Source organism: Mucilaginibacter gotjawali (assembly GCF_002355435.1).
GTDB lineage: Bacteria > Bacteroidota > Bacteroidia > Sphingobacteriales > Sphingobacteriaceae > Mucilaginibacter > Mucilaginibacter gotjawali.
In genome coordinates, this window is the sequence record NZ_AP017313.1 from 2778136 (window position 1) to 2796142 (window position 18007).

Annotated in this window: 8 protein-coding genes; all 8 read left to right on the forward strand. The window is 42.4% G+C overall.

Annotation, left to right across the window (positions count from 1 at the left end; translation table 11 throughout):
• Window positions 1-38: 38 nt before the first annotated feature.
• The gene (locus MgSA37_RS12450) at window positions 39-2510 is read left to right on the forward strand and encodes an FtsX-like permease family protein (RefSeq protein ID WP_096352317.1); all 2472 of its coding nucleotides are present in this window, start codon (window positions 39-41) and stop codon (window positions 2508-2510) included.
• Between the two features lie 79 nt (window positions 2511-2589).
• Window positions 2590-5064: an ABC transporter permease gene (locus MgSA37_RS12455; RefSeq protein WP_096352318.1), complete on the forward strand. Its 2475-nt coding sequence runs from the start codon at window positions 2590-2592 to the stop codon at window positions 5062-5064.
• Window positions 5065-5168: 104 nt separating this feature from the next.
• A complete protein-coding gene (locus tag MgSA37_RS12460) occupies window positions 5169-7565 on the forward strand; it encodes an ABC transporter permease (protein WP_096352320.1) in 2397 nt (798 codons plus the stop codon).
• 134 nt (window positions 7566-7699) lie between these two features.
• Entirely contained in the window at window positions 7700-9685 is a 1986-nt protein-coding gene (locus MgSA37_RS12465; RefSeq protein ID WP_096352321.1) for an ABC transporter permease, read from the forward strand.
• On the forward strand, window positions 9682-10206 hold the full coding sequence (locus tag MgSA37_RS12470; RefSeq protein WP_096352323.1) for an ABC transporter permease: 525 nt from the start codon (window positions 9682-9684) through the stop codon (window positions 10204-10206). The genes MgSA37_RS12465 and MgSA37_RS12470 overlap by 4 nt, the downstream gene beginning before the upstream one ends.
• 216 nt (window positions 10207-10422) lie before the next feature.
• Window positions 10423-12849, forward strand: coding sequence for an ABC transporter permease (locus MgSA37_RS12475; protein ID WP_096352325.1), 2427 nt, complete (start codon window positions 10423-10425; stop codon window positions 12847-12849).
• A gap of 103 nt (window positions 12850-12952) precedes the next feature.
• Window positions 12953-15319 carry an ABC transporter permease gene (locus tag MgSA37_RS12480; RefSeq protein WP_096352326.1) on the forward strand — a complete coding sequence of 789 codons (2367 nt, stop codon included), beginning with the start codon at window positions 12953-12955 and terminating at the stop codon, window positions 15317-15319.
• Window positions 15320-15444: 125 nt separating this feature from the next.
• Window positions 15445-17892, forward strand: a complete 2448-nt coding sequence (locus MgSA37_RS12485) for an ABC transporter permease (RefSeq protein ID WP_096352327.1) — start codon at window positions 15445-15447, stop codon at window positions 17890-17892.
• Window positions 17893-18007 lie beyond the last annotated feature (115 nt).

Genomic DNA, 18007 nt, shown 5'->3' on the forward strand with positions numbered 1-18007 from the left:
CCAATGAACTAATGAACAATTGAACTAATGAACCCATCATGATAAAAAACTATTTTAAGATCGCACTCCGTGGCTTTTGGAAACACAAGTTGTTTACGCTGATAAATATTATCGGCTTATCCATAGGTATTAGCACATCACTGGTAATTTACCTTATTGTACACTACGATCTCACGTTTGATAAATTTCATCGGGACAGTGATCGTATTTATAGGGTGGTAAGTAATTTTTCATTTCAGGGCCAGCCGGGTTATACACGCGGCGTTTGCGGTCCGCTGCCAGGCGCTATTAAAAGCCAGGCAACCGGCGTCGGTTTTACTTCGCATATTTTTTGTTTAAGCCCTGACGTATTTATTGCGGGAAAAAAAGGGGGCCCCACTAAATTTAAATCACAGGACAGGGTAGTGCTGGCCGATGATGCTTATTTTAAAATATTTGATTATGTATGGCTGGCCGGCTCATCAAAAACTGCCCTTGAAGCCCCCAACCAGGTAGTGTTAACCTCCGAACGGGCAAGGCTTTATTTCCCAGCCTTATCTTACGACCAGATGATAGGAAAAGTGGTTACTTACGACACGCTGAAGGCTACCATTACAGGTATTGTACAAACGATTAAGGAGAATACTGATCTTACTTTTCATGATTTTATCTCTTATAGTTCAGCTACCGCAACCAATGCACTGGGCGATTTGCTGCAGTTAAAAAGTTGGGGCAGTACAAGTTCATCTTCCATTGTTTTTGTCAAACTATCGCCACAAGCCTCTGCAGCCAACGTTCAGCAGCAACTAAACGATATTTTTAAAAAGAACAATCCGCCGCATAAAGGAGTTCCCGCCAATAGTTCCACCAGCTTTGCTTTGCAACCTCTGAATGATCTGCACTTTAACGAAAAATACGGTGCTTTTGACTTTAGCGACACAGCCAGCAAAAATACCTTGTATGGGTTGTTAGTGATTGCGGCCTTCCTTTTACTGTTAGGCTGTATAAACTTTGTTAATTTAACCACCGCCCAGGCAGCGCAAAGGGCAAAGGAAATCGGCATTCGCAAGACCATGGGCAGTAGCCGGGCACAATTGGTTATCCAGTTTTTGAGCGAAACATTCTTCATAACCCTGTTTGCAGTTATTATCTCGATAGTATCAGCGCCGCTAATCTTAAAACTGTTCGCTGATTTTATCTCACCCGCTATTAAGGCAGATTTTATCCACCAGCCGGATATTATCCTGTTCCTCGTTGTCTTAGTGATTACAGTAAGCCTTTTATCCGGCTTTTACCCGGCAATCGTGCTGTCTGGCTATAAGCCAGTGCTTGTTCTTAAAAACCAGGCGCAAAGCAATGGCAGCAAAACAAGAAATGCATGGCTGCGCAAGTCGTTAACGGTTTCGCAATTCGTCATCGCTCAGTTTTTTATTATGGCCACGGTACTGGTGAGTAAACAGATTTATTACGCACTGCATAAGGATTTGGGTTTTAAAAAAGATGCCATTATCGTTATAAACAGTCCATGGAAGGCCAGAACAGTTGAGCATAATCTCGTGCTATTGAACAAACTGCGCGCCATACCGGAAATTGAACTGGTAAGTATAGGGAACGCCGCGCCTTTTTCAGGTTCGACAACTTCTACCCGCGTTAGTTATAAAGATGGCAAAAAAGAAATACAGACGGAGGTTGAAATGAAGTTTGGCGATGAAAATTATCTGAAGCTGTACCAGATAAAACTGCTTGCCGGGCGGACTTTACAGGCCAGCGATACTTCGACATCTTTTTTGATCAATAACACCTATGCCAGGGTGCTGGGATTCCGCGATCCGCATGATGCCATTGGGAAACAGATAGATAACATTAACGAGAGAAAAAGAATGACAATAGTGGGCGTTATGGCAGATTTTTATGAAAGATCGATACACTCACCAATTAAGCCTTTGGCTTTCCTGATCAGTAAAAAGGATGTTAACCAGTTGGGCGGGTTTCATATTGCGTTAAAACCGCAAACACCAGGTGGCGATGAATGGAAAACGGCCATTGCGGCCATTGGAAAAGCCTGGAAGGAGATTTACCCGGATGATGATTTTGATTATCACTTTTATGATGATACGATCGCTCAATTTTACAGCAACGAACAGCATACATCCACACTGCTTACCTGGGCCTCAGGTTTATCAATTTTTATCAGCTGTTTAGGTTTGCTTGGCCTGGCAATTTATACCACCAACCAGCGGACAAAAGAGATCGGCGTGCGGAAAGTATTAGGTGCTACCGTGGTGCAAATTGTCAGGATGCTGTCGACCGAGTTGGTATTGCTTATTCTGCTGGCTTTCGCCATTGTGTGCCCGATAGCATGGTACGCCATGAACAAATGGATGGAATCATTTACCGATAAAACCTCCATCAGTTGGTGGATTTTTGCCGCAAGCGCCATTGGGATGCTGCTGGCAGCTGTCATAACATCCAGTTTTCAAACCGTTAAAGCGGCAATAGCAAACCCGGTGAAGAGCCTCCGTTCCGAGTGATCTGAGCTTAGACATCAGGAAAAAAATGGATAGTTTATAATACTTTCAACCAATGAACAATTGAACTAACGAACCAATCATGATAAAAAACTATTTTAAAATCGCTTTCAGAGGCTTTTGGAAACACAAGTTATTTACGCTTATAAATATCGTTGGCTTATCAATTGGTATCAGCGCAGCGCTGGTAATCTATTTGATTGTGAATTTTGATTTTACGTTCGATAAGTTCCATAAAGACAGTGATCGTATTTACCGGGTGTCAAGTACCTTTTCATTCCAGGGCGAAAAGGGTTTTAATGGTGGTGTTTGCGGGCCCCTGGCCGGCGCTGTTAAAAGCCAGGTAGCAGGCGTTGAATTTACCGCGCCATTTTTTTGCATGTCTTCGCCTAATGTATTTATTCCGGGTAAAAAGGGTGTCCCCGTTAGATTTAAAGACCAGGATAATGTGGTTTTGGCAGATGGTGCGTACTTTAAAATATTTAACTACAAGTGGTTGGCCGGTAATCCGGCAACCGCATTAATTGCTCCTAATCAATGCGTGTTGACATCAGAGCAGGCCCAAAAATATTTCGCCGGGTTGCCTTACAGCCAGGTAATAGGTAAGGTGGTTAACTACGATACCATTAAAACAACCGTTACCGGCGTGGTGCAAACATTATCCGCTAACAGCGACCTTACTTTTCATGATTTCATCTCCTATAGTACCGGAACCCTCACCGCAAACAAAAGCCTGTCAGACCAATTACAGCTTAACGAATGGGAAAGCACTAATTCAGCATCCCAACTGTTTATAAAATTATCAGCAACCGCATCACCTGCACGGATCGGGAAGCAATTGAATGATATTTTAAAGAAAGCCAGCCCTCCACGCCCCGACAGTAAGGGTACCACACATAACTTTGTGTTACAGCCGTTGAGTGAGCTCCATTTTAATGAACAATTGGGAATATTTGACTTTACGGCCCGCGTTGCCAATAAAAAAACGTTGTATTTCCTGCTGGGCATCGCTGCATTTCTATTGATTTTAGGCTGCATTAATTTTATAAATTTAACAACAGCACAGGCAACACAACGCGCGAAGGAGATAGGGATCCGAAAGACCATGGGCAGTAACCGACGGCAACTGATCTTCCAGTTTTTAAGCGAAACCTTCCTGATCACACTTTTTGCCGTTATAATTTCTATTGTTGCTACCCCTTTAATATTGAAGTTGTTTACAGGTTTTATCCCCAAGGGGCTAAAGGCCGACCTTCTTCAGACTAATATTTTGCTATTTTTGATATTATTAACAGCTGTAGTGAGCCTCGCTTCCGGCTTTTATCCGGCTATTATGCTGTCAGGCTACAAACCTGCTCTTGTGCTAAAAAATCAAACAAGTACCAATAGCAGCAAAACACGCAATGCATGGCTGCGCAAGTCGTTAACAGTAACGCAATTTATTATTGCACAGTTTTTTATAATGGCGACGATTTTAGTGAGCAAACAAATTTATTTTGCGCTTCACAAAGATCTCGGCTTTAAAAAAGAAGCTATCATTGTTGTCAACTCACCATGGAAGAACCGGACTGCAGGCAAAAACCAGGTGTTTTTAAATGCTTTACGCTCCATACCACAGGTAGAAATGGTAAGTACGGGAGGCGCTCCGCCTTCTTCCGGAAACACCAACTCAACATTGGTTACCTATAAAGACGGAAAAAAGGAAATTAAAACAGAGGTTCAATTAAAGTTCGGCGACCCCGATTACCTGAAAATTTATAAACTTAAGCTCCTCGCGGGTCGCGGTTTGCAGGCGGGCGACAGTTCCAAATCCGTAATTATAAACGCAAATTACGCCAAGGTGCTTGGTTTCAGGAATCCCGGCCAGGCTATAGGCAAAACGCTTGACCATTTTAACGGTGTTAAATCCCTTCAAATTGTGGGTGTAGTAGCCGACTTTCATCAAAAATCATTGCATGAGCCCATCAAACCGCTGGCTTATTATTACGGAACCAACCGCTGGCAAACAGGTACTTTTCATATTGCGTTAAAACCGGAATCCCCGGGTGGCAATGAGTGGAAAGCGGCTATTGCCACGATGGGAAAATCGTGGAAGCAAATCTATCCGGATGACGACTTTGAATATAATTTCTTTGATGAGTCCATAGCCAAATTTTATGAAGAGGAGCAACATACTTCAAAACTGCTTACCTGGGCCACCGGATTATCAATTTTTATCAGCTGCCTCGGTTTACTGGGTTTGGCTATTTACACAACTAACCAGCGTACAAAAGAAATTGGTGTACGGAAAGTATTGGGTGCTTCTGTATTTCAAATAGTAAGGTTACTTTCAACAGAGCTGGTTCTTCTGATCTTGTTGGCATTCGTAATAGTAACGCCTGTGGCGTGGCTGGCGATGAATAAATGGATGGAAAGCTTTGCCGAAAGAACATCAATAAGTTGGTGGATTTTTGCTGCAAGTGGGATAGGAATGCTGATGGCAGCAGTCATCACATCAAGTTTTCAAACAGTTAAAGCCGGAATTGCCAACCCGGTGAAGAGTTTGAGGAGTGAGTAGGGGAAAGTCATCAGTCATTGTGTCATTAGTCATTAATGGCTGGTATTATTGACGCGAAGCAAATGATCAATTCAATAAATCACTAAATCAATAATTAGTTTATCATGATAAAAAGCTATTTTAAAATTGCCTGGCGTAACTTATGGCGCCACAAGCGAATGACCGCTATTAATGTGGCTGGGCTTGGTATAGGGATGGCTGCCACGGTGCTGATTGCGCTATGGGTGCAGAATGAACTTAGTTTTGATAAATTTCAGCCGGATGCAAAAAACATTTACCGCATAAAAGTGAGGCTATCCATATCAAAAACCGAAACCTGGGTTTGGGAAATGTCGCAATATATTTTGGGCGATTTTGCGCAGAGACAAATACCCGAAATAGCTGATATTACGCGCCTCAAATCGCATTACGGCGATTTAAATATGCATTATGGTGATCAGATAATCACTGAAAAAAAATCGGCCTATGTTGATGATCATTGGTTTAAAATGTTTCATTACGACGTGGTCGACGGTTCGATAGACGGATTTGTAAAAAACCCGTTCAGCCTGATCCTTACGGAGTCAACTGCAAAAAAATATTTTGGCGACAGGGAAGCTGTAGGGAAAATATTGCGCCTGGATACGGTTAATTACCAGGTGCAGGCCGTGGTTAAAGATAACCCTGCCAATTCAAGCTTTCAATACAATTTGCTGATGCCGGTTGCCGCACAATTGTCGGATCCCAAGCAAAAGAAGAATGCTTTGGAGTGGGGTAACTACAATTATCTTACCTTTTTAAAACTAAAGCCAGGCGCCAGCTCCGCCAAAGTCGCCGCCAAAATAAAAAGTATTGTACACGCAAATAAAAAGGGTGATAAAGGCACTCAAAAATTTGAGTTGATCAGCCTGCCGGATATCCACTTTGAAAACGACTTGCAAAGTTCCTCTATCCTGCATGGTAACCGCACTATAGTAAATGTGTTTATGGTGCTGGGCGCTTTGTTGCTTATCACCGCCTGTATTAATTACGTCAACCTTACCACCGCACGCGCCAGCCTTCGCTCAAAGGAGATAAGCGTCCGCAAAATTGTCGGGGCTGATCGTTTACACTTATTCGGGCAGTTTATGTCTGAGTCGTTACTGGTAAGCTTCCTGGCGCTGGTACTGGCTTTATTGTTGGTACAGGTTGCAATGCCATGGTTTAAAGCCTTTACCGACAAGCCGTTTGAAAGTCCGTTTACCTCGCCCGTCATCCTGCTTATTTTAGGGCTTACTTTGCTGATCTCATTTTTATTGAACGGGCTCTATCCGGCCGTTTTGCTTTCATCCTTCCAGCCCTTAAATGTATTCAGGGGCAAAGCAGTGCTCAATTTTAAGGATATAGCACTGCGGAGGGTATTGGTTGTAGCGCAATTCACTATATCAGTAGTGCTTATTGTAGGTACATTAGTCATCTACGGACAATTGCGCTTTATGCAAACGATGGATCCGGGTTACAACAGGTCACAGGTTTTCAGCTTTTCATTTCCGTACTGGACGATTCCGCATTTCGACTTTAAGAAATCCGATGAGTTGCTAAAAACAATAAAGCAACAGTTAAAAGAACAAAATGCTACGTCAAATGTTTCCATGGCAGGTAGCGGGCTGGTTGATTTTGGCAATGCAAGCGCGGGCGGCTTTGATTGGGCAGGACGGCCGAAAGATTTCGACCCGTCGTTTGCGCCGCTAAGTGCAGATGTTGATTTCCAAAACCTGATGCAGGTCCGGATCAAGGAGGGGAGATGGTTTAGGGATGATATTGCAGACAAAAAAAATGTACTGCTTAACGAAACCGCTGTTAAACTCACCGGGTTGCGTGAACCGGTTATTGGCCAGCGTTTTATCCACCAGGGCGATACCGGCGTAATTGTTGGTGTTGTAAAAGATTTTCATTACAAAAGCCTTCATGATAAAATAGGCCCGATGGTAATTTCGGACAACCCCGGCGAAGGCTTCTACATAAGAACCACTCGCGGAAACACTGCTGCAGCGATAGCTGCCGCCGGTAAGATCTGGCAACAGTATTTTCCAAATACACCATTTGTTTACGACTTTTTAGACGAAACATACAACAACCTTTACAAACAGGAGCAGCAATCATCAGTGCTGGTTACCTTGTTTGCGCTGATAGCGATTTTTATCTCCGCGCTCGGTTTACTCGGCCTGGCCGCTTTCGCCGCCGAGCAAAAGGTAAAAGAAATAGGTATAAGGAAGGTGCTTGGCGCCAGCATGCAGCATATTGTGCGACTGCTTTCTGTTGATTTTATAAAGATGGTTTGTATTGCCAGTATTATCGCCTTCCCGCTGGCATGGTGGGCTATGAACAAGTGGTTGCAGGGTTTTGCGTACCGCATAGCGCTTTCCTGGTGGATATTTCTTGGCGCGGCGGCAATTGCGCTGCTTATTGCATTGATAACAGTTAGTTTCCAGGCGGTAAAAGCTGCAATTGCTAATCCGGTGAAGAGTTTAAGGAGTGAGTAGAAGGGTATTGCGTAATTAGTCATTGAACGCGGAACAACTCAGTTCGTTAGTCAATGACCCAACACACGCAGCAAATGACCAATGACCCAATGACGCGCAGCAAATGACTTAATGACTATACTAAGCTAAACTAAATGATAAAAATTAACCTAAAACTTGCTATCCGGAATATCTTCCGCAACAAACTGTATTCCGCAATTAACCTGGTTGGACTAAGTGTGGCCAGTGCATTTTGTATTCTCGTTTACCTTTACGTAAAAAACGAGCAATCTTTTGACCGGTTCCATCACGACCAGGACAGGCTTTACAGGGTAGAAGAATCTGATATCTATAGTTCCTTGCGTGCGAAATCGCAAAAAAGCTTCTTCTCTGATTTAATGAAAGATGCAGAACAAAAAAATATGATCCAAACCCCAACAGCGCTGGCGGTTGATTTGAAAAGGAATTTCCCGGAGATAGAAAATGCAGTGAGGTTAAGCGGTATAGACGATGAAACGATAAAAGTTGGCAAAAAAAGTTTTAAGGAAAAAGGGGAAAAGTTAACTTATGCTGACGCTGATTTTTTTAAGGTATTTAATTTTCCTTTAATAAGTGGTAACCCGGAAACTGTAATGTCGGGCCGTAACCAGGTGGTGATCGGTGAGCGGCTTGCCGAAAAATATTTTGGTAAAGACAACGCAGTTGGTAAAATACTTTTAATGCCGAATGAAACGAATCAGCCGCCGCTAACGGTTAGCGGGGTGTATAAAAACTTCCCGGCAAACTCAAGCTTCCAGTTTGATATGATCCTGCCGATGGAATCAAATCCCGATTATCAAAATGACTACAACAGGGGCGTAAATTCTTTTAGCGATCCACTTATTTTAAAGATAAAAAAGGGTACCGACGTCGCTAAATTCCAGGCGAAACTTGACGTTTTTGCAAAACAATATTTCAAACCACTGATTTTGTCGATGAAGAAATATAACCCAAAATCGAATACCCGGGATATGCATATCATTTTACGACCTTTTGCCGATGCCCATTATAACCAGGCAACAGGATGGTATCATTATACCGACTTAAAAAACATTTATCAGTTGGTTTGCCTTACGGTGGTTATTTTGTTTATTGCTTGTTTAAATTATATCCTGCTTACCCTTACCAGCGCTATTTCCCGTTCACAGGACGTGGGGGTCCGTAAAACCATTGGTGCAGGCCGTGTGCAGATCGTTACACAATATTATACCGAAACACAATTGCTGGCATTTATTGCGGTGATAGCCGGATTCCTGTTGTCAGTTTTATGCCTGCCATTTTTCGGAAGCCTTACCGGTACTCAAATTGTACTGGCCAATTTTTCAGTTGGCACAATTGCTTTGTTTTTGTTTGTACTGGCTTTGATTTTGGGTTTATTGGCCGGTATTTATCCGGCATTGGCTATGTCCGGCTTAAAGCCGCTAAATATTATGCGCGGGTTTTCGGCGTATCGCATCAACCCGGTTTTATCAAAAAGCCTTATTGTTTTGCAATTTACGGTTTGTGTCATTATGGTGATCTCCACCATGGCCATCAATAAACAAATTCATTTTTTAAATGAAACCGATATGGGTTTTGATAAAGACCAGGTATTAATGATCAGGTCGCCATATAGCTGGCAGGATAAGCAGCATACCAATACGTTAAGGGACGAATTATTTCATTATGCGGCAACCGAACCCGCAATTGCTGATGTGACAAGCGGCTCATACTATTACGGCGGCATTAATTTTAATGGCTACATCATAAACGGCGAAAAAGTAATGCTGCAGGCATTAAATGTAGATTATAATTATTTTTCATTTTTAAAGATCCCCATTGTTAAAGGGCGTACTTTTTCGAGGAACATAACAACAGATAGTGCAAAGTTAGATTATCCTGACCTGAAAAAATCTCAGAAAGCCAGCCTTGCGTTTCGTTCCGTTGTGGTGAACGAAACACTATACAAAATGCTTGGTAAGCCACCCGTTGGCGAGCTTGACCGCCAGATGGGCGGTATAATCATTGGCGTTTGCAAAGATTATCATATCCAGGACCTTACAAAAAAATTGAACCGGCCTATCATACCATCAACGCGCAGGGTAATAATAGTTACTGGTTGAAAATTAAAGCAGGGCAGAGCGTCCCCCGAACATTAGAAAAGATAAAAGGCAACTGGAACAAACTGACTGGCAACTTACCTTTTGATTATACCTTTATGGACCAGGAAGTTGCACAATCTTACGATGCTTATTTACGCTGGATGACTACGATCAATACCGCATGTATCCTTGCAATAATTATTTCGTGCCTGGGGCTATTTGGTTTATCAGGCTTAAACACCCTTAACCGCACAAAGGAAATCGGCATCCGCAAGGTATTGGGAGCGTCTGTATCAAACCTGTTTATTTTACTTAACCGTGGGACGCTGGTGCTGGCAACGGGCTCATTTATTATAGCAGCCCCCATCGCGTTTTATTTAATACACCAATGGCTGGATAATTTTGCCTATCGCATAAAACCTGATTGGTTACTATTTACTTCGGCCGGCGCTATTGCGATGCTTACTGCATTGCTTGCAGTAAGTTATCACACCATAAAGGCGGCCAGATGCAACCCGGTTGAGAGCTTGAGGAACGAGTAGGAGATAGTTCATGGTTCTTAGTTGCTAGTTCATAGCAGGAAACCTTTTCGCTATGAACTATGATCCATTACCCATGAACCAAACTGTATCATAACCGTACATGTACTGTTACACTTACGAACATATTCGTATATTATAACTATTGTTATCTTGTTGATTATTAATTTGTTAATAATTTGGTATGTATTTTAAGTATCATTATTTACTTGCAAGCTTATGATAAAAAACTATTTTAAAATCGCCTGGCGAAACATTATCCGTCACAAAAGTTATTCGGCCATTAATGTTGCCGGCTTAAGTGTTGGCATTGCTTCGTGCCTGCTCATATTTATAGTGATACAATACGAATTAAGTTTCGATACGTCTCAACCCAATTATAAAAACATTTACAGGATTATAACCCAGGAGGTCCATAAGGACGGTATCAATAATAACCCGGGCATAGCAGCCCCTGCTGTTGATGCATTCCGCTTAAGTTTTCCGCAAGCCAAAGTTGCCGGTTTACAATCAAGCTATGGCAGCCAGGTTACCGTTCCGGGTAGTTCCGGCAACCCTGCTACCGACAAAAAGTTTATCGAAAACATGGGGGTTATGTTTATTGAGCCCCAATACTTTGATATTTTCAAATCCAGCTGGCTTGCCGGGCAGCCATCTGCCTTAAAGGCTCCAAATATGGTTGTAATTGATAAAAGCAGCGCAGTTAAATACTTTGGCGATTGGAAAAATGCAATGGGCAAAACGCTGAAAATGGATAACGTTTTAACCCTTAAAGTGGCCGGGATTATTGAAGATGCCCCTTCAAATAGCGATTTTCCGTTAAAAGTACTTATTTCCTATCTTACATGGAAGCAACACCCAAAAGATTACGGCTACCAAAATACCTGGAACTCAGTAAGCAGCAACCACCAGGTGTTTATGCTGTTTCCGTCTAATGTTACTTTAAGTACCATCAACAGACAATTCAGAACATTTTCGGACAAGCAATTTGACAACAATAAAAACGCAGGCAAGAAATACCAGGTTGCGCAGCCCTTGTCGACACTTCATTTCGATACACAGCTTGGCGGCAGCACTCTTGGCGATCATGTAACCAGTATGTCAACGTTGCGCACCTTATCCTTTATTGCCGTGCTGATCATCATCATGGCATCCATTAATTTTATCAACCTGTCAACTGCCCAATCGGTAGGCCGGTCGAAAGAGGTGGGCATCCGAAAAGTATTGGGCAGCAGCAGGCCGCAATTAATTATCCAGGTGATCAGCGAAACCGCCATAATTGTTTTAGTGGCTGTCGTACTGGCGCTTATAATAGCCAAAGTAAGCCTCCCTTTTCTCAAAAACATAGCCAGTGTGCCTGATGATATGGGTTTAATCAATACAGGCACCCTGTTATTTTTAGTGGGGATAACCCTTGTCGTTGTTTTATTATCAGGCCTTTATCCGGCTTTAATTGTTTCGGGCTTTAAACCTGTTTTGGCTTTAAAAAATAAGATCACGGCTGCATCGGTTGGCGGTGTTCCATTGCGCAGAGCCCTGGTGGTGTTGCAATTCGGCATATCGCAATTGCTCATCATCGGTACTGTCGTCGCCATAAATCAAATGGACTTTGTCAATAAAGCGGACCTGGGCTTTGATAAAAGCGCGGTTTTAATTATTCCGGGATATACAGACAGTGTAAGCCAGCGTAAAATAGATGGGTTTAAACAGCAGTTATTGCAAAATCCGGCGGTGCTTTCGGCGAGCTTTACTTCTGATGCGCCGTCATCAGATAATAACAGCTCCACCAACTTTTATTTTAACCATTCAAAAAAAGATCCCGGTTTTCACTTATATCTTAAAATTGGAGATGCCGACTATTTTAAAACATTCGGACTTCATTTTATTGCAGGTAAAGGTTTCGAAGCCGCAGACACCATGCGCCAGGTGGTGATTAATGAAACCCTGATGGCAAAACTCGGTATCCGGCATCCGGAGGATGCACTGGGAAAAACCATAAGTTTAGGTAATGCTACCTGGGCATCCATCACAGGCGTGGTTAAGGATTTTAAAACCAACTCTCTTCGCGAAGTGGTAAAACCAACCATCATCTATCCGCAAAAAATATATGAATCAGAAGTAGCCGTCAAGATTCAAACAAAAGACCTTGCCAAAACAGTAGCCTCCGTTCAAAAACTGTGGGAAGATACTTATCCTGAATATGCTTACAATGGCTTTTTCCTGGATGATAACATCGCCAAATTTTATAAACAGGAAAACCAGTTAGCTTTGGTATACAAAATATTCGCTTGCATAGCCATTTTTATTTCCTGCCTGGGATTATATGGACTGGTGTCCTTCATGGCCGTACAACGCACCAAAGAAGTAGGCATCCGCAAGGTATTGGGCGCATCGGTAAGCAGTATCGTTTTTCTTTTTTCAAAAGAGTTTATGGTGTTGATCACCATATCCTTTGTAATAGCTGTACCCGCCGCATGGTACATTATGACGGGCTGGCTGCAAAACTTCGCCTACCGGATAACAATGAACGCCTGGATATTTATAGCTGCAATTGCGGTTTCGGCTGTAATAGCCTGGGTGACTGTTGGCTATAAAGCCGTAAAAGCGGCTTTGGTTAACCCGGTGAGAAGCCTTAAATCGGAGTAGGCAGTTTGCAGCGGGGAGTTTTTGATTACATGGTGACAAAGCGGCAAATTTTAACCACGAACACCAATGAACTAATGAACAACTGAACCAATGAACTAAAACGATGATAAAGAACTACATTAAAACTACGCTGCGCAGCCTGTTAAAGAACAGGAGCTATAGCTTTTTGAATATTGCCGGGCTGGCAATCGGGATTGCATGTGCTTCGCTGATATTTTTGTGGGTACAGGATGAGATAACGTATAACCACAATTACCCCAAACGCGATGTATTGTACAAGGTTTATGAAAATCAAACCTATAATGGCAAAATCAGCACGTTTTTCGGCACACCTGGACCGATGTGGAAGGCGATGAAAGCGGAGATCCCCGGCATCGAAAATGCAGCGCGTATGACCGGCGATGGAGACAATGCATTATTTGCACTGGGCGAGAAAGCGATTACAGAAAAAGGCAACTGGGCCGACCCTGAAATATTTCAGATGCTGCAATTGCCGTTTGCAAAAGGATCGCCAACAAATGCATTTGCACAGCTAAAATCGGTGGTGATCAGCGAAAGGATGGCTAAAACGTTTTTTGGCACTACCGACCCGATGGGCAAACTAATAAAGCTGAATAATACGGAAAATTATACGGTTACCGGCGTTTTTAAAGATTTGCCTCAAAACTCCACTTATCAGTTTCAATGGCTTATCCCAATGGCAAATATCGACCATAAACAAACCTGGATGAATATCTGGGGCGCCAACTGGTGCCGCACCCTTGTTGAGCTGGAACCCAATGCCAATTTGGCCGTTATCAACCAAAAATTAAGCCGCTATATCGCCTCAAAAACGAAGGCCACCAACACAACCCAATGTTTCCTTTTCGCGATGAACGACTGGAACCTGCATAACAATTTTACCGATGGCAAAATGGATGGCGGCAGAATCCAGTATGTTAAAACATTTTCTTTCATTGCCTGGATCATTTTATTGATCGCCTGCATCAATTTCATGAACCTGTCGACAGCACGCTCTGAGCAACGCGCCAAAGAGGTCGGCGTTCGTAAAGTGATGGGAGCAGGCAAGGGCAAACTGATTGGCCAGTTTGTTGGCGAAGCGCTTATCATGTCGTTTATCTCTGTTTTGGTTGCTGTAGGGTTAATTTATTTGGCATTGTCACCCTTTAATAACCTGGTACAAAAGGAGTTGTCTGTCGATATTTTCGATCCGTCGCATTTAATGTATTTAATTACCATAAGCATTGTAACTGGTTTACTGGCAGGTAGTTATCCCGCATTTTACTTATCTTCGTTTAACCCTGTGTCGGTACTTAAAAACATAAAGATCAAATCAAATGCAGCTTCAGGTTTTATCAGGCAAAGTTTGGTGGTGATACAGTTTTCAGTATCCATCATTTTGATCATCGGTACCGTGATCATCTATCAGCAAATTCAGCATGTTAAGAACCGCAGTATTGGTTACAATAAAGATAACCTGGTTTACATTGAGCTCCAGGGTAAACAGGCAGACGGTTTTATACCTGTTTATAATGATCTGATGCGGTCGGGGATCGTTGCAAACGCAGCATTGAGCGATAATAAAGTGCTTGAGATTGGCAGCAATAATGATAACTACGCATGGGATGGAAAGGATGCAACCAAAAATCCGCTCATCTCATGGCAAAACGTGAGTTCGCAGTTTATTTCCACCATGGGCTTTAAACTGGTAGCGGGTCATGATTTTAATAATGATGCGCATATTGACAGCAATAACGTGATCATTAACCAGGCTTTTGCCAAACAAATGGGCAAAGAAGGAAGGGTAGGTGGCATCCTTCGTGAAGGCGGCACGAAGCCTTTACAAGTGATCGGCATCCTTAAAGACTATTTGTATAACGACATATATGGCGCGGCGGCCCCGCTGGTTTTGTATAATCATCCTACCGGTACCAGTATTTTAAGCATTCGTTTTAAACCAGGTGTGGATATACAGGACGCTATTACCAAAGCCGGCGCCATTGTAAAGGCCGGTTACCCCGGCTATCCTTTTGAATACAAATTTGTCGACAGCGATTTTGAGCAACTGTTTAAAACAGAAACTTTAACCGGCAAATTATCAGGTGTTTTTGCATCGCTGGCTATATTTATCTCATGCCTGGGTTTATTCGGACTGGCAGCTTATACCGCTGAACGGCGGATCAAAGAGATCGGGATCCGCAAGGTGCTTGGAGCATCGGTTACGGGCCTGGCCGGTTTGTTATCAAAAGACTTTTTAAAGCTGGTTGGCCTATCTTGTTTTATAGCATTCCCTTTTGCCTTGTGGGGCGTAAACAAATGGCTACAAGCCTACCAATACCGGGTAGACATCGAATGGTGGGTATTTGCGGTTGCCGGAATGGCCGCGCTGTTGATTGCTTTAGTTACAGTAAGTTTCCAGGCGATAAAAGCAGCGCTAATGAACCCGGTGAAGAGTTTAAGGAGTGAGTAATATTGTCGGAACTCTAATTTATCGAATTAAAGAATTTATGGTATTGGATTATTCTTGGAATTCCTAAAATTCGAGTTCAGACAGCGATCAAATGACGCGCAGCAAATGAGTAATGAACTAACATCATGATACGAAACTACCTAATCACCGCGTGGCGTAACATCAGCAGGAACAAGTTGTACACGCTGATTAATGTACTCGGGCTTTCTCTTGGAGTTAGCGCCTGTCTGATCATTTACCTGATCACCAGCTTTGAATTAAACTATGACACGTTTCATCCCGACAAAGAGCGCATTTATAGGATAGTTACACACCTTCAATTTAAAGAAGGCGACGCCAGCGACATAGCAGGCGGGATAACTATACTTCCCTCACGGTTGCGAACCGAACTTAGCGGATTTGAAAATGTTGCAACTTTTTGCAACTATTTTCCAAAAGTGTCTGTGCCTTCCGGAGGCCATATTGCTAAAAAATTTGATGCGCCAAAGGAGGGAGGGGAAGCCTCGCCGGTAATAATTGCCGAACCGCAATATTTTTCTATTTTCAAATACAAGTGGCTTAAAGGCGAACCGTCGACGGCGTTGAATGGGCCATTTAAAGTTGTACTGTCTGAACAGGAAGCGCATAAATACTTCGGTTCAATTCCATTGGACGATATTATGGGGCGCGAAATAATTTATAATGATTCGTTACGGGTAGCGGTTTCAGGAATTGTAAAGGATTGGAACAAAAATACCGATTTTGCTTTTAAAGATTTCATCTCGTTTGCTACCATACCAAACAGTTTTGTTAAAAACGACATCGACCTGAAAAATTGGGGTATGTGGGAGTTTAACTCGCAAGGATTTGTAAAACTGGCCAAAAACGTAACAGCCGCTCAGGTCGAAAAACAATTCCCTGCTTTTGTCAAAGCACATATGACGCAGGATTCAAAGGCTAAACTGTCATTACAACCAATAAACGACATCCATTTCAATAATTTGTACCAGGATAGTTACTCCCGGCAAACTCATCTGCCTACCCTTTATGCACTGATGGCAATTGCTGCGTTCATATTGATTATCGCTGCTATTAATTTTATCAATCTGTCCACAGCCCAATCGTTACGCAGGGCCAAAGAAGTGGGTGTGAGAAAAGCATTGGGCGGCAGTAAAGCAAGTTTAACCTTTCAATTTTTGATAGAAACATTCGCTGTAACGGTATTGGCTGTTATTTTAGCGATTGTTGTTACCAACCCAATAATTGCATCTTTTCATTCCCTCATACCAAAGGGAGTTAAACTTCATTTATTAACCCCGCAAGTGTTGCTTTTTTTGTTTTTGCTTATATTCATAACTTCTTTGTTAGCAGGCTTTTACCCGGCCAGGGTTTTATCTTCTTATTTACCGGGGTTAAGTTTAAAAGGACAGGGATCGCCAAACCTTAATCGCAAAAGCTACCTGCGTAAAACGCTTATTATTTTTCAATTTACCGTTTCGCTGATTTTTATTATCGGCACTATGGTAATTGGCAGCCAATTACATTTTATTTTAAACAAGGATCTCGGTTTTAACAGAGACGCGATAGTTACCATACCCACAGATTATAATAATAAAGCCGAACGGGTACTTGTTTTTGCAAATAAACTCAAAGAAATACCGGGGATAACCCTCATCAGCAGGCATCAGCAAACACCAGCATCGCAGCGTCACTCAGGTACCATTATTAATGTAAAAGGGGCGGGTGGCGCAAAAATTAATGCATCGTTTGATCTTTGCGACGAAAATTACTTACCCCTTTTTGGCTTGAGACTATTAGCCGGGCGAAATATTGCCCACTCTGATACATTGAAGGAGTTTTTGATAAATGAAACCTGTGCTAAAGCGTTGGGTTTTATAAAACCGGAGGATGCCGTTGGTAAGCTGTTAACAACAGGTATCGGTGGCTACACCTGCCCTGTTTCAGGGGTAGTAAAGGATTTTCATTCACAATCATTACATGATCCGATTGTTCCTTTTTTTATGGGCTCATTGTCCAGAAATGAACGGAGCATTAGTTTGAAATTGGCAACACAGGGAAAACAGGCAGTCGATTTTAAGAAAACGATATCCAGGGTAGAAATCGCCTGGAAACAAGTTTACCCGGAGGATAAATTTGAATATCACTTTTTTGACGATACAATAGCTGCAATGTATGATAAAGAACAAAAAACAAGTCAATTAATGAATACAGCGATGCTGATAGCCATTTTTATCTCCTGCATGGGGCTATTTGGGTTGGCTACTTTTACTGCACAGCAACGTTTAAAGGAAATCAGCATCCGTAAGGTTTTAGGTGCCAGCGTTTCCGGAATAGTTACGATGCTTAGCCGCGACTTTTTAATACTGGTGGTAATTGCATTACTGATTGCTTCACCTATAGCGTATTACTTTATGCACCAATGGTTGCAGAATTTTGCTTATCGCGTGGATATCAGTTGGTGGATTTTCGTTTTATCAGGCTCGGGTGCTATTTTAATCGCTTTGCTCACTATCAGTTTTCAATCCATCAAAGCAGCGTTATGCAACCCCGTGAAGAGTTTAAAAAGTGAATAAGCCACCTGCCATAGGCGGTTTTAAATTAAGTAAAATTAAGGCGCAATAAACACACAATCAATTCAATAATTCACTCACCCGCCTTCCGGCAGGCAGGTTCAATAATTGATTTAAT

Coding starts and splice junctions, on each gene's coding strand:
- MgSA37_RS12450 (WP_096352317.1), top strand. CDS start 39: ATGATAAAAAACTATTTTAAGATCGCACTCCGTGGCTTTTGGAAACAC.
- MgSA37_RS12455 (WP_096352318.1), top strand. CDS start 2,590: ATGATAAAAAACTATTTTAAAATCGCTTTCAGAGGCTTTTGGAAACAC.
- MgSA37_RS12460 (WP_096352320.1), top strand. CDS start 5,169: ATGATAAAAAGCTATTTTAAAATTGCCTGGCGTAACTTATGGCGCCAC.
- MgSA37_RS12465 (WP_096352321.1), top strand. CDS start 7,700: ATGATAAAAATTAACCTAAAACTTGCTATCCGGAATATCTTCCGCAAC.
- MgSA37_RS12475 (WP_096352325.1), top strand. CDS start 10,423: ATGATAAAAAACTATTTTAAAATCGCCTGGCGAAACATTATCCGTCAC.
- MgSA37_RS12480 (WP_096352326.1), top strand. CDS start 12,953: ATGATAAAGAACTACATTAAAACTACGCTGCGCAGCCTGTTAAAGAAC.
- MgSA37_RS12485 (WP_096352327.1), top strand. CDS start 15,445: ATGATACGAAACTACCTAATCACCGCGTGGCGTAACATCAGCAGGAAC.